The 12,514-nt window shown below is 63.9% G+C and carries 23 protein-coding genes and 1 pseudogene; all 24 read right to left on the bottom strand.

Going from position 1 to position 12,514, the window contains the following annotated elements; all coding sequences use genetic code 11:
* Positions 1–3: 3 nt before the first annotated feature.
* Positions 4–582: an adenylate kinase gene (locus O3684_RS02645; RefSeq protein ID WP_048676548.1), complete on the bottom strand. Its 579-nt coding sequence runs from the start codon at positions 580–582 to the stop codon at positions 4–6.
* On the bottom strand, positions 579–1,871 hold the full coding sequence (secY, locus tag O3684_RS02650) for a preprotein translocase subunit SecY (RefSeq protein ID WP_500064942.1): 1,293 nt from the start codon (positions 1,869–1,871) through the stop codon (positions 579–581). The genes O3684_RS02645 and secY overlap by 4 nt, the downstream gene beginning before the upstream one ends.
* 258 nt (positions 1,872–2,129) lie before the next feature.
* Positions 2,130–2,594: a 50S ribosomal protein L15 gene (rplO, locus tag O3684_RS02655; protein WP_500064944.1), complete on the bottom strand. Its 465-nt coding sequence runs from the start codon at positions 2,592–2,594 to the stop codon at positions 2,130–2,132.
* A 2-nt stretch (positions 2,595–2,596) separates the two neighbouring features.
* Complete coding sequence (gene rpmD, locus O3684_RS02660) at positions 2,597–2,782, bottom strand: 50S ribosomal protein L30 (protein WP_016460322.1); 186 nt, start codon at positions 2,780–2,782, stop codon at positions 2,597–2,599.
* On the bottom strand, positions 2,782–3,471 hold the full coding sequence (gene rpsE / locus O3684_RS02665) for a 30S ribosomal protein S5 (protein ID WP_009054680.1): 690 nt from the start codon (positions 3,469–3,471) through the stop codon (positions 2,782–2,784). The genes rpmD and rpsE overlap by 1 nt, the downstream gene beginning before the upstream one ends.
* A 28-nt stretch (positions 3,472–3,499) precedes the next feature.
* On the bottom strand, positions 3,500–3,871 hold the full coding sequence (gene rplR, locus O3684_RS02670) for a 50S ribosomal protein L18 (RefSeq protein ID WP_003790591.1): 372 nt from the start codon (positions 3,869–3,871) through the stop codon (positions 3,500–3,502).
* Positions 3,871–4,413, bottom strand: a complete 543-nt coding sequence (rplF, locus tag O3684_RS02675; protein WP_500062659.1) for a 50S ribosomal protein L6 — start codon at positions 4,411–4,413, stop codon at positions 3,871–3,873. Before rplF ends, rplR begins: the two co-directional genes overlap by 1 nt.
* 15 nt (positions 4,414–4,428) lie before the next feature.
* On the bottom strand, positions 4,429–4,827 hold the full coding sequence (rpsH, locus tag O3684_RS02680; protein WP_009054660.1) for a 30S ribosomal protein S8: 399 nt from the start codon (positions 4,825–4,827) through the stop codon (positions 4,429–4,431).
* Positions 4,828–4,889: 62 nt separating this feature from the next.
* The gene (locus O3684_RS02685; protein WP_003790603.1) at positions 4,890–5,075 is read right to left on the bottom strand and encodes a type Z 30S ribosomal protein S14; all 186 of its coding nucleotides are present in this window, start codon (positions 5,073–5,075) and stop codon (positions 4,890–4,892) included.
* 3 nt (positions 5,076–5,078) lie between these two features.
* The gene (gene rplE / locus O3684_RS02690; RefSeq protein WP_009058550.1) at positions 5,079–5,624 is read right to left on the bottom strand and encodes a 50S ribosomal protein L5; all 546 of its coding nucleotides are present in this window, start codon (positions 5,622–5,624) and stop codon (positions 5,079–5,081) included.
* Between the two features lie 2 nt (positions 5,625–5,626).
* Positions 5,627–6,058, bottom strand: a complete 432-nt coding sequence (rplX, locus tag O3684_RS02695; protein WP_009054686.1) for a 50S ribosomal protein L24 — start codon at positions 6,056–6,058, stop codon at positions 5,627–5,629.
* A gap of 3 nt (positions 6,059–6,061) precedes the next feature.
* Positions 6,062–6,430 (bottom strand): 50S ribosomal protein L14, encoded by a 369-nt coding sequence (gene rplN / locus O3684_RS02700; RefSeq protein ID WP_003790609.1) that lies wholly within the window; start codon positions 6,428–6,430, stop codon positions 6,062–6,064.
* Positions 6,431–6,518: 88 nt separating this feature from the next.
* Positions 6,519–6,785 (bottom strand): 30S ribosomal protein S17, encoded by a 267-nt coding sequence (rpsQ, locus tag O3684_RS02705; protein WP_500062660.1) that lies wholly within the window; start codon positions 6,783–6,785, stop codon positions 6,519–6,521.
* A gap of 5 nt (positions 6,786–6,790) precedes the next feature.
* Positions 6,791–7,024, bottom strand: a complete 234-nt coding sequence (gene rpmC, locus O3684_RS02710) for a 50S ribosomal protein L29 (RefSeq protein ID WP_003790613.1) — start codon at positions 7,022–7,024, stop codon at positions 6,791–6,793.
* Positions 7,024–7,443, bottom strand: a complete 420-nt coding sequence (gene rplP / locus O3684_RS02715; RefSeq protein ID WP_016460326.1) for a 50S ribosomal protein L16 — start codon at positions 7,441–7,443, stop codon at positions 7,024–7,026. Before rplP ends, rpmC begins: the two co-directional genes overlap by 1 nt.
* A 5-nt stretch (positions 7,444–7,448) precedes the next feature.
* Positions 7,449–8,258, bottom strand: a complete 810-nt coding sequence (rpsC, locus tag O3684_RS02720) for a 30S ribosomal protein S3 (RefSeq protein WP_500062661.1) — start codon at positions 8,256–8,258, stop codon at positions 7,449–7,451.
* Position 8,259: 1 nt separating this feature from the next.
* Positions 8,260–8,631, bottom strand: a complete 372-nt coding sequence (rplV, locus tag O3684_RS02725; protein ID WP_003790620.1) for a 50S ribosomal protein L22 — start codon at positions 8,629–8,631, stop codon at positions 8,260–8,262.
* 29 nt (positions 8,632–8,660) lie between these two features.
* Positions 8,661–8,942: a 30S ribosomal protein S19 gene (rpsS, locus tag O3684_RS02730; protein WP_003790621.1), complete on the bottom strand. Its 282-nt coding sequence runs from the start codon at positions 8,940–8,942 to the stop codon at positions 8,661–8,663.
* Between the two features lie 16 nt (positions 8,943–8,958).
* Positions 8,959–9,795, bottom strand: coding sequence for a 50S ribosomal protein L2 (gene rplB / locus O3684_RS02735; protein ID WP_009054709.1), 837 nt, complete (start codon positions 9,793–9,795; stop codon positions 8,959–8,961).
* Positions 9,796–9,817: 22 nt separating this feature from the next.
* Complete coding sequence (gene rplW / locus O3684_RS02740; RefSeq protein WP_003790626.1) at positions 9,818–10,123, bottom strand: 50S ribosomal protein L23; 306 nt, start codon at positions 10,121–10,123, stop codon at positions 9,818–9,820.
* The gene (gene rplD / locus O3684_RS02745; RefSeq protein ID WP_009054699.1) at positions 10,120–10,764 is read right to left on the bottom strand and encodes a 50S ribosomal protein L4; all 645 of its coding nucleotides are present in this window, start codon (positions 10,762–10,764) and stop codon (positions 10,120–10,122) included. Before rplD ends, rplW begins: the two co-directional genes overlap by 4 nt.
* A gap of 2 nt (positions 10,765–10,766) precedes the next feature.
* The gene (gene rplC, locus O3684_RS02750; protein ID WP_500062662.1) at positions 10,767–11,432 is read right to left on the bottom strand and encodes a 50S ribosomal protein L3; all 666 of its coding nucleotides are present in this window, start codon (positions 11,430–11,432) and stop codon (positions 10,767–10,769) included.
* 11 nt (positions 11,433–11,443) lie between these two features.
* On the bottom strand, positions 11,444–11,752 hold the full coding sequence (gene rpsJ / locus O3684_RS02755; RefSeq protein ID WP_003790631.1) for a 30S ribosomal protein S10: 309 nt from the start codon (positions 11,750–11,752) through the stop codon (positions 11,444–11,446).
* A gap of 556 nt (positions 11,753–12,308) precedes the next feature.
* Positions 12,309–12,514 (bottom strand): annotated as a pseudogene (locus O3684_RS02760) (hypothetical protein); the annotation flags it as partial.

Below are 12,514 nucleotides of genomic sequence, written 5' to 3' on the forward strand. Positions count from 1 at the left end.
CGTTTAGTTCTTCGCCACCGAGTCGAGGATCGCGAAGATGCGAGCCGTGACCTCGTCGATCGTGCCACTACCATCGACGACCTCAAGGAGGTCCTGGTCGACGTAGTAGGTGGCAACGGGTTCCGTCTGCTGGTGGTAGACCTCCAGGCGGTGACGCATGACTGGCTCGGTGTCGTCCGTACGATGCTGCTCCTGGGCGCGCTTGAGCATGCGCTCCACGACCTCGTCCTCATCCACCTGGATCTCGAGGACGACGTCGATGGACTTACCCAGGTCGAGGAGCATGTCGCGCAGCACGTGCGCCTGTTCCACCGAACGCGGGTAGCCGTCAAGGAGGAAACCGTCGGCAGCGTCGGGGGCGGCCAGGCGAGCCTTCACCATGGCGTTCGTGACAGAGTCCGGGACAAACTCGCCGCGGTCCATGTAGGCCTGCGCCTGCTTGCCGATCTCCGTGCCCTCCGCCATGTTCGCGCGGAAGATGTCGCCCGTCGAAATGGCCGGAATACCGAGGCGCTCAGCGATGCGCGAGGCCTGGGTGCCCTTGCCAGCTCCGGGAGGGCCGAGGAGGATAACGACTGTCATTTCAGGAATCCTTCGTAGTGATGCTGCTGCAGCTGCGTGTTGATTTCCTTCACCGTCTGCAGGCCGACGCCGATGATGATGAGCAGCGTGGTGCCACCGAAGGGCATCTGCGAGCTCGACAGTTTCAGCGGGATGATCGCGAGCGACGGCAGGAGGGCGATGATCACCAGGTAGAGGGCGCCCGCAGAGGTGATTCGGTTGATCACGTAGCGCAGGTACTCAGCCGTGGGGCGACCCGCACGGTAACCGGGGATGAAGCCTCCATACTTCTTCATGTTGTCAGCGACCTCGTCCGGGTTGAACGTAATGGCCGTGTAGAAGAAGGTGAAGAACAGAGTCATGAGGGCGTAGATCGTCAGGTAGAACGAGCTGCCCTGCGTGAAGTGCGCCGAGATCCACTGGACCCATGCGTCGTCAGGCTTACCGAACTGCGCCGCCATCGGAGGCAGGGCAAGAATCGACGACGCGAAGATGACGGGGATAACGCCCGACATGTTGATCTTCAGCGGAATGTAAGTGGTGGTGCCGCCGTACTGGCGGCGCCCAATCATGCGCTTGGCGTATTGGACGGGGATTCGGCGCTGCGCCTGCTCGACGTAAACAACGGCAATAGCGACGAGGAGCAAAAGGGCGACGATAGCCGCAACGGAGCCCCACTTACCGGCCTGGCCGATCGACAGGAGCTGCTCGGGCAGACGGGCGGCAATAGAGGTGAAGATCAGAAGGGACATGCCGTTGCCGATGCCGCGCTCCGTGATGAGCTCGCCCAGCCACATGATGACGCCCGTACCGGCCATCATGACGATAATCATCATGATGAACGTGAGAATCGAACGATCCTTAATAACGTCCTGGTTGCAGGACTGGAAGAGCTGCCCGCTGCGTGCCAGAGAAATGGTGGTGGTGGCCTGCAAAATACCCAGGAAGATCGTGAGATAACGCGTGTACTGCGTCAGCTTCGCCTGGCCCGTCTGACCCTCCTTGTGGAGGTCATCGAAACGAGGAATCACGACCCGCAGCAGCTGGATGATGATCGACGCGGTGATGTAGGGCATGATGCCCAGCGCAAAGATCGACAGCTGAAGGAGCGCTCCACCCGAGAACAGGTTGACGAGGTCGAGCAGCGACGCCTGCGACTCCTGCGCTATGCACTTCTGGACGGCCTGCGAGTCCACACCGGGCGTCGGAATGAACGAGCCCAGCCGGAATGCGGCCATGATGAACAGGGTAAAGAGCAGCTTCCGACGCAAGTCGGGGGTACGGAACGCCTGGGCGAATGCACCGAGCAAGGCTTCCTCCTACGAATGATGGGCAAGCGGGGCGAAGCCCCTAGACTGATCCAGCTTACCCGACACGGGTAGTGGTTGGCGATATCCAATCATTAAAAAAGCGCTTTGCCGCGTATTTAACGAGACGCGGAGCGCTGGTGCCCCGTGCGGCGGGGCGAGCCGCTTTCGCGGGTGAAAAGCTATTTGACAGCTTCTCACCCACGATAACGGCAGACACGTAACGGGGGTGGTCCCTGGCGGGACCACCCCCGTTCACTGTCAGCGAGCCGAGATGGACCCGCCGGCAGCCGTGATCTTTGCCTCGGCGGAGGACGACCAGGAGTCGACCTCAACCTCGAGCTTCACGTTCAGCTCGCCGGTACCGAGCACCTTGACGGGCGCGGAGTCGCGAACGGCGTGCTTAGCGACGAGGTCCTCAACCGTGACCTTGCCGCCCTCGGGGAACAGTTCCCCGAGCTTGCCAACGTTCACGACCTGGTACTCAACGCGGAAGGGGTTCTTGAAGCCGCGAAGCTTCGGCAGACGCATGTGGATCGGCATCTGGCCACCCTCGAAGCCAGCAGCAACCTGGTAACGGGCCTTGGTGCCCTTGGTGCCACGGCCAGCGGTCTTACCCTTCGAACCCTCACCGCGACCCACGCGGGTCTTCGCGGTCTTGGCTCCGGGGGCAGGACGCAGGTGATGCAGCTTAACGATCTGCGTCTTGTTCGTGGAGTCCGCCATTGTCAGTCGACCTCCTCAGCGGTCACCAGGTGACGCACGGTGCGGACGGCGCCGAGGACGGCATCCGTCTGCTCACGCACGACGCTCTGGCCGATCTTGCGCAGCCCGAGGGTGCGCAGCGTGTCCTTCATGTTCTGCTTCGCGTGAGCGGAGGACTTGACCTGGGTGATCTTGATGTTCTTCGCCATCACTTAGCCTCCCCTGCAGCGGCCTTGTCGGCCTCGGCGGCCTCGGCAGCCGCGCGCTTCTCAGCCTCGCCCTCTGCGCGAGCGCGCAGCATGGACGCGGGAGCAACGCGCTCGAGGGGCAGGCCGCGACGAGCGGCGACAGCCTCGGGCTGCTCGAGCTGCTTGAGTGCGTCAACCGTCGCATGGACGATGTTGATCGCGTTGGACGAGCCCAGCGACTTGGTGAGCACGTCGTGGACGCCCGCGGCCTCCAGGACGGCGCGCACCGGACCACCGGCGATAACACCGGTACCGGGAGCGGCCGGACGGAGCAGGACGATACCGGCGGTATCGCGGCCCTGCACCACGTGCGTGATCGTGCGGCGGATCATCGGGACGCGGAAGAAGTTCTTCTTCGCCTCCTCGACGCCCTTGGAAATGGCCTGGGGAACTTCCTTGGCCTTTCCGTAGCCGACGCCCACCGTGCCTTCGCCGTCACCCACGACAACCAGGGCGGTGAAGGAGAAACGACGTCCACCCTTCACGACCTTGGAGACGCGGTTGATCGTAACGACGCGCTCGATGTACTCGTTCTTGTTCTCGTTGTTCCGGCGGTTATCGCGATCGTTGCCGCGGCCGGAGCGGCGCTCACGGCGATCGTTGTTCTCGCCCGCGCCCGAACCGTTCCTGTCTCGCTGCTGTGCAGCCATCAGATGATCTCTCTTTCTTTCGGCTCGTTCACAGCTCGAGTCCGCCCTCACGGGCGGCCTCGGCAACGGCCGCAACGCGACCTGCGTACTTGTTACCACCACGGTCGAAGACGACAGCGGAGATACCGGCAGCCTTCGCACGCTCGGCAATCAGTGCGCCGACCTTGCGAGCCTTGTCGGTCTTCGTGCCCTCCGAACCGGCGACCTCGGTCTCGATGTCGGAAGCCGACACCAGGGTGTGGCCGACCGTATCGTCGATGACCTGAGCCACCATGTGGCGGTTCGAACGGGTGACGACCAGACGGGGACGCTCGGGCGTGCCGTTGATCTTCTTGCGGAGGCGGAGGTGACGGCGCTTGCGAGCGACGAACTTGCCCTTGCCCTTGATCGAGTAAGCCATCACTTACCAGCCTTTCCGACCTTGCGACGGATGGTCTCGCCCACGTAGTGGATGCCCTTGCCCTTGTAGGGCTCCGGCTTCTTCAGCTTGCGGATGCGAGCAGCGGTCTCGCCGACGAGCTGCTTGTCGATTCCGGACACCGTGAACAGCGTCTGGGACTTCGGAGCGATAGTGAACTCGATGCCCTCAGGCGGGGTAACGGTGATCGTGTGGGAGAAGCCGAGGGAGAACTCGAGGTCCTTGCCCTTGGCGACCACGCGGTAACCGGTACCCGTGATTTCGAGATCCTTCTTGTAGCCCTCGGTCACGCCGACGATCATGTTGGCGATCAGGGTGCGGGACAGTCCGTGGAGCGAACGCGAGGTGCGCTCGTCGTTCGGACGCTCGACGACAACCTGGCCATCCTCGATCTTCGCGGTGATCGGCTCGGCGACAACGTGGGAGAGGGTGCCCTTGGGGCCCTTCACGGTCACGTTCTGGCCGTCGATCGCAACGTCGACGCCGGCGGGGATAGCGATGGGATTCTTACCAATTCGCGACATTGTTCAGCCTCCTCATCACCAGATGTAGGCGAGGACTTCCCCACCCACACCCTTCTCGGCTGCCTGACGGTCGGTGAGCAGGCCGGAGGACGTGGACAGGATCGCCACGCCGAGGCCGCCGCGGACCTTGGGCAGGTTGGTGGACTTGGCGTACACGCGCAGACCGGGCTTGGACACGCGCTTGAGCCCCTGGATGGCGGCTTCGCGGTGCGAGCCGTACTTCAGGTTGATCGTCAGGGTCTTGCCCACGCGGGCATCCTCGACGGAGGTCGAGGCGATGTAGCCTTCCTCGACCAGGATGTTCGCAATCGCGTTCTTGAGCTTCGAGTACGGCATGGAGACCGCATCGTGGTGCGCACGATTCGCGTTGCGCAGACGCGTCAGCATATCTGCAATCGGGTCTGTCATTGTCATGGGGGTTTATTCCCCTTCCTCGTCGCGGTTTCTCCGGTTACCCGGGACCTGCGACGTTCGTTTTACCAGCTGCTCTTGGTGACACCGGGGAGCTCGCCACGGTGGGCAAGCTCGCGCAGGCACACGCGGCACAGTCCGAACTTGCGGTACACCGAGTGCGGACGACCGCAACGGTTGCACCGGGTGTAGGCACGCACGCCGAACTTCGGCTTGCGGGCAGCCTTGACCTTCAGGGATGTCTTGGCCATGGGTCAGTCCTCCTTGAACGGGAAGCCGAGGTGACGGAGAAGGGCGCGACCCTCTTCGTCGGTGGTGGCCGAGGTGACAACCGTGATGTCCATGCCGCGCACTCGGTCGATCGAGTCCTGGTCGATCTCGTGGAACATCGACTGTTCCGTGAGACCGAAGGTGTAGTTACCGTGACCGTCGAACTGCTTGGAGGACAGTCCGCGGAAGTCACGGATACGGGGAAGCGCCGTCGAGAGGAGGCGGTCCAGGAACTCCCACATACGGTCGCCGCGAAGCGTCACGTGCGCACCGATCGCCTGGCCCTCACGCAGCTTGAACTGCGCGATGGACTTCTTGGCGCGGGTGGTCACGGGCTTCTGGCCGGTGATCGCGGTGAGGTCGCGGATAGCGCCCTCGAGTGCCTTCGAGTCGCGAGCGGCCTCGCCGACACCCATGTTGACGACAATCTTCGTCAGTCCGCCGACCTGCATGACGTTCTCGTGCTTGAACTCAGCACGGAGCGCCTCGCGGATCTCGGAGACGTACTTTTCCTTCAGACGCGGGGCCATGCTCAGATCTCCTTGCCCTGCTCAACGCCGCGCTGCGCGCCGCCGCGAGTCACGCGGACTCGGACGGTGCGGGTGCGGCCGCCGCGCTCGACGGTGTCCTCGCGGAAACCGACGCGAACGCGCTTCTTGGTCTCGGGGTCGACCAGAGCGACCTTCGACAGGGCGATGGGGGCTTCGATGGTCTCGATGCCGCCGGCGCTGCCCTGCTGGCCCTGGCGCACGTGGCGCGTCTTCAGGTTGATGCCCTCGACGAGGACCTTGCCCTCGGCCGGGAACACCTGGATGACGCGGCCCTGCTTGCCCTTGTCGCCGGGCTTGAGGGGCTCGAGGCCCTCCTCAGCGCGACGGGCGTTGCGCTTGGCCAGCGCCTTCTCGTCGGACGTGCGTCCGCGAACGACCTCCACGAGGTCATTCTTACGAATCTTGGCTGCCATGGATCAGATCACCTCCGGAGCGAGGGAGACGATACGCATGAACTTCTTGTCGCGCAGCTCGCGGCCCACGGGGCCGAAGATACGCGTGCCACGCGGCTCGCCATTGTTGTTGATGATGACGGCCGCATTCTCGTCGAAACGAATGTAGGAACCGTCGGGGCGGCGGGTTTCCTTACGCGTGCGAACGATCACTGCCTTGACGACTTCGCCCTTCTTGACGTTGCCGCCGGGGATGGCGTCCTTCACGGTAGCGACAATGGTGTCGCCGATACCCGCGTAGCGCCGACCCGAGCCACCGAGAACACGGATGGTCAGGATCTCCTTGGCCCCTGTGTTATCGGCGACCTTCAGTCGCGACTCCTGCTGGATCATTTTCTATTGACTCCTGTCGTCGTGCCGGTTCTCTTCCGGATTGTACCGGTCGAGCCTTGCCGAACGGATTTCGGTCTGTGAGCGAAGGTCACTTCGCCTTTTCGAGGATCTCCACAACGCGCCAGCGCTTGGTGGCCGACAGCGGGCGGGTCTCCATGATGAGGACGAGATCGCCGACACCGCACTCGTTGTGCTCGTCGTGAACCTTGACCTTCTTGTTCTTGCGCATGACCTTGCCGTAGAGGGCGTGCTTGACGCGGTCCTCGATCTGGACGACAACGGTCTTGTCCATCTTGTCGCTGACGACGTAGCCGCGACGGACCTTACGCTCGTTACGAGCGGTGCTTTCTGCCATCAGGCTCACTCCTCAGTGCTCGGGGCGGTGCGGTAGCCAAGCTCCCGCTCACGCGCGATGGTGTAGATCCGGGCAATGTCGCGACGCACGGTCTTCATACGACCGTGATCCTCGAGGTTGCCAACGGCCTGCGCAAAACGCAGGTTGAACAGCTCGGCCTTGGCCTTCTCGAGCTCCTTGGACAGCTGGGAGTTGTCCATGGCGTCGAGCTGCTCGGTGGTCAGACCCTTATCTGCCATCAGATGTCACCACCCTCTCGGACCACGAAGCGGGTCTTGATAGGAAGCTTGTGCTGGGCACGGCTGAGGGCCTCGCGAGCGAGCTCCTCGGGGACGCCTGCCAGCTCGAACATGACGCGTCCGGGCTTGACGGGGGCAACCCACCACTCCGGAGCACCCTTACCGGAACCCATTCGGGTTTCGGCGGGCTTCTTCGTCAGCGGACGGTCCGGGAAGATGTTGATCCAGACCTTACCGCCACGCTTGATGTGACGGGTCACGGCGATACGAGCCGCCTCAATCTGACGGTTGGTGATGTACGCCGGCTCGAGAGCCTGGATGCCGTAATCGCCGAATGCCAGTTCGGTGCCACCGGAGGCAAAGCCAGTGCGGTGAGGACGGTGCTGCTTGCGGTACTTAGTCCGACGGGGAATGAGCATGGGGCTCAGGCCTCCGATCCGGTCGTGGGCGCAGCGGCCTCGGAGGACGAAGCCTCACGGGGTGCCTGCTGCGCGGCGGTCTCCTGGTTGGGGCGTCCACCGCGGCGGGGGCCACGGCGGCCATCGCGACGTCCGCCGCGCTGGGCCTGCTCGGCCTGCTGGCGAGCGAACTCGCGCTCGGTGATGTCGCCCTTGTAGATCCACACCTTGACGCCGATGCGACCGAAGGTCGTACGGGCCTCGTGGAATCCGTAGTCGATGTTCGCGCGGAGGGTGTGCAGCGGCACGCGGCCCTCACGGTAGAACTCGGAGCGGGACATTTCAGCGCCACCCAGACGGCCGGACACCTGGACACGAATGCCCTTGGCGCCAGCGCGCTGTGCGGACTGGATGCCCTTACGCATCGCACGACGGAAGGACACGCGGGCAGCGAGCTGCTCGGCGATGCCCTGCGCAACGAGCTGCGCTTCGAGATCGGGGTTCTTCACCTCGAGGATGTTCAGCTGAACCTGCTTGCCCGTCAGCTTCTCGAGCTGCACGCGCAGGCGATCGGCCTCGGCGCCGCGGCGGCCGATGACGATGCCGGGGCGAGCGGTGTGCAGGTCGACGCGAACGCGGTCACGCGTACGCTCGATGTCGACCTCGGCAATACCAGCGCGCTCGAGGTTGTCGGTCAGGAACTTGCGGATCGCGACGTCTTCCGCCACGTAGTCCGCGTAGCGCTGTCCCTTGGTGGTGGAGTCGGAGAACCAGCGAGACCGGTGGTCAGTGGTGATTCCCAGACGGAACCCGCGGGGGTTGACCTTCTGACCCATATCAGCGGTCTCCCTTCTTCTTGTCTTCCTTGGTCCCCACCACGATGGTGATGTGGGAGGTGCGCTTCAGGATACGACCGGCGCGCCCCTGTGCACGGGGACGAATACGCTTCATGGTCGGACCCTCGTCCACGTATGCCTCCAGGACGAGCAGGTCGGCCTCGTTGAAGGTCTCTCCGGCGTTCTCAGCCTTGACCTTCGAGTTGGCGACGGCGCTCAGGAGCACCTTGCGGACATCGGTGGCGACGGCCTGCGGGGCGAACCGCAGAATGTCGGCGGCCTCCAGAACACGCTTGCCGCGAACCTCGTTCACAACACGGCGGGACTTCTGGGGCGTGACGCGGATGAATCGCGCCTGCGCCTTGGCTTCCATGTATCTGCCTCTTCTTCCGTGGGGCCGGCTCAGCGCCGACGTCCCTTACGATCGTCCTTGTCGTGGCTACGGAAAGTACGCGTGGGAGCGAACTCGCCGAGCTTGTGGCCCACCATCGACTCGGTGACGAAAACGGGCACATGCTTACGGCCGTCGTGGACGGCGATGGTCAGGCCCAGGAAATCCGGGGTGATGACCGAGCGACGCGACCAGGTCTTGATGACGTTCTTCGAGCCGGATTCGTTCGCGGCGTCGACCTTCTTGAGCAGGTGGTCGTCGACGAACGGGCCCTTCTTCAAACTACGCGGCATTTCAATCGACTCCTACTCAGCGGTTCTTGCCGGTCTTGCGACGGCGGACGATCAGACGATCGGACGCCTTCTTCGGACGACGCGTACGGCCCTCGGGCTTGCCCCAAGGCGACACGGGGTGACGACCACCGGACGTGCGGCCTTCACCACCGCCGTGCGGGTGATCAACCGGGTTCATGACGACACCACGGACGTGCGGGCGCTTGCCCTTCCAGCGCATGCGGCCGGCCTTGCCCCAGTTGATGTTCGACTGCTCGGCGTTACCGACCTCGCCGATGGTGGCGCGGCAGGTGGCCTCAACGTTGCGGATCTCGCCGGAGGGCATACGCAGCTGGGCGAAGCGGCCTTCCTTAGCGACGAGCTGCACGGAGGTGCCAGCGGAACGAGCGATCTTGGCACCGCCACCCGGGTAGAGCTCGACGGCGTGCACAACGGTACCCAGGGGGATGTTGCGCAGCTGCAGCGAGTTGCCGGGCTTGATGTCAGCGCCGACGCCAGCCTCGATCTGATCGCCCTGCTTGAGGCCGGTCGGAGCGAGGATGTAGCGCTTCTCGCCATCCGCGTAGTGCAGGAGGGCAATGCGGGCGGTGCGGTTGGGGTCGTACTCGATGTGAGCGACCGTCGCCGGGACGCCGTCCTTATCGTGACGACGGAAGTCGATCACACGGTACTGACGCTTGTGGCCGCCGCCGCGGTGGCGGGAGGTCACGCGGCCGTTGTTGTTACGGCCACCGGTCTTGTGCAGCGGGCGCAGCAGCGACTTCTCGGGGGTGTCGCGGGTGATCTCGACGAAGTCAGAGACGGACGAGAAGCGACGGCCCGGAGTCGTGGGCTTGTACTTGCGAATTCCCATTGTTCAAATGTCCCTTCGGTCCTCAGGCCTGATCGCCGAAGATGTCGATGGTGCCCTCACGCACGGTGACGATGGCACGCTTGACGTCCTTGCGCTTACCGATCCCGTTGCGGGTGCGGTAGGTCTTGCCCTTGCGGTTCTGGGTCGCGATGGAACCGATCTTGACGCCGAAGATACGCTCCAGGGCAATCTTGATCTCGGTCTTGTTCGCGCGGGGGTCAACCTCGAAGGTGTACTTGCCCAGGTCCATGAGGGCGAGCGACTTCTCGGTGGTGACCGGCTTCAGGATGATGTCGCGGGGGTTCTTACCCGCTTCGATCGTGCTCACTTGGTCTCCTCCTTGGTGCCGAGGAAGGACTCAAGGGCGGCCTGCGTGAAGACGATGTCATCGGCGTCCAGGACGTCGTACGTGTTCAGCTGGTCGGCCCACAGAACGTGAACCTCGGGAACGTTGCGCAGGGACAGCGCGGTCAGTTCGTTGCCACGCTCGAGGACGACGAGAGCCTGACGGTCCTCGACGATCGCGCGCAAAGCGGCGAGAGCAGCCTTGGTCGAGGGCTTGTCGCCTTCGAACAGGGCGGTGACAACGTGGATGCGGTCGGCGCGCGCACGATCGGACAGAGCGGAGCGCAGAGCGCCCTGCTTCATCTTCTTGGGGGTGCGCTGGTCGTAGTCACGCGGCTGGGGGCCGTGGACGATGCCGCCACCGGTGAAGTGAGGCGCACGGATGGAGCCCTGACGGGCGTTACCGGTGCCCTTCTGGCGGAACGGCTTCTTGCCGCCACCAGCGACCTCACCGCGGGTCTTCGTCGCGTGCGTGCCCTGTCGGGCGGCCGCAAGCTGAGCGACGACAACCTGGTGCATCAGCGGAATGTTGGTGGGGACGTCAAAGATGGACCCGGGGAGAACGACGGAACCCGCCTTCTTGCCCTTGAGGTCGATGACGTCAACGTTACGATCGTCAGCCATGATCACGCACCCTTCACGGAGGAGCGAACCAGGACAACGCCGTTCTTCGGGCCGGGGATGGCACCGCTGATGAGCAGCAGGCCCTTCTCGGTGTCGACGGCCTGGATCGTCAGGTTCTCAACAGTACGACGGTTGCCACCCATGCGGCCGGCCATGCGCAGGCCCTTGAAGATGCGACCGGGCGTCGCGCAGGCGCCGATCGAACCGGGCTTGCGGTGGTTGCGGTGCGCACCGTGGGAGGCGGAAACACCAGCGAAGCCGTGACGCTTCATGACGCCGGCGAAGCCCTTGCCCTTGGTGGTGCCGGAGACGTCGACAGCCTGGCCAGCCTCGAAGGTGGCGGCGTCGAGTTCCTGGCCGAGCTCGTAGGAGTCGTGCTCGGAGGTGCGGACCTCGACGAGGTGACGGCGCGGAGCAACTCCGGCCTTCTCGAAGTGGCCCTGCAGGGGCTTGGTGACCTTACGGGAGTCAATCTCACCGAAGCCAAGCTGGATAGCGGAGTAGCCGTCGACCTCTTCGGTACGAACCTGGGTGACGACGTTGGTGCCGACCTGCACGACAGTCAGGGGCACGAGGTGGCCGTCGGCATCCCAGACCTGGGTCATGCCGAGCTTGCGGCCGAGCAGCGCCTTGACGGGCGCGGCAGCGTGCTGCTTCTTCTTAGTCATTGCAGATGTCCTCAGAGCTTGATCTCGATGTTGACGTCCGCAGGCAGATCGAGGCGCATAAGCGAATCGACGGCCTTGGGGGTCGGGTCGATGATGTCGATGAGCCGCTTGTGCGTGCGCATTTCAAAGTGCTCGCGGCTGTCCTTGTACTTGTGGGGCGACCGAATGACGACGAAAACGTTCTTTTCGGTCGGCAGCGGCACCGGGCCCACGACCGTGGCGCCAGCACGCTGTACGGTGTCCACGATCTTGCGCGCGGAGCTGTCGATGACCTCGTGGTCATACGACTTGAGCCGGATGCGGATCTTCTGTCCCGCCATGCCGTCTTACCTCTTCTCGTACAGATTCGCCGCCGGTCCCCGCACTCGGGCGTGTCGCAGCCGTTGTGCGCGCGATTGCTCGCGCTGGACCGACGTCTTGTCCAAAGATCTTGGGCATATTGCCCGGTCCATGCGTGATGGCACGCATGGACCACCCCAGAGACGCTGGGGCATCCGTGCCATTCTGTCAGAGTTCCACCCGCGAGTACAAACCCGAAAGGGGGCTCTCGCATGTGAAACCACCGACAGAGTGGCAGCGATAACGCCCTGAGCTGACGGAAGCAGCTCGGACGATCACCAAGAAACTACCGTACCCCGCACTCGGGCGTGTCGCAAAGTCAGATCGGTCACTTCCCTGCTCCAGACGCCAATTTCGCCCCATTGCCGAGGCCGTGGCCTCGCGCGTGCCGAGTGGGAGCGGCACCGGGTGACGAGTGAACCCGCACTCGGGCGTGTCGTCCAAGACGGCCATGAGAGAGCGTGAAGTGCGTGTGGGGCACCGACTCAGGTCGATGCCCCACACGCGCGTGAGCGTTCAACAGAGACGCAGAGTGCCTCAGTCGCGCTTCTGGCGAACCGCAACTGCGCCAGCTGCAGCGAAGAGCATCCCGAGTCCGCCGACGAGTGCGCCGCTAAAGCCGGTCTTAGCTAGCGTTTGCGATGTTGAAGGCGTCTTCGTCGTGTTCTTCGTGGGTTCAGTCGGCTTGGTCGGCTCGACCGGGGCGGCCTTGTACTTCACGGTGTACGTGATACCCGGCTGAG

It is taken from the genome of Pauljensenia sp. 20925_1_27 (assembly GCF_041432835.1).
In the GTDB taxonomy this organism is placed as follows: Bacteria; Actinomycetota; Actinomycetes; order Actinomycetales; family Actinomycetaceae; genus Pauljensenia.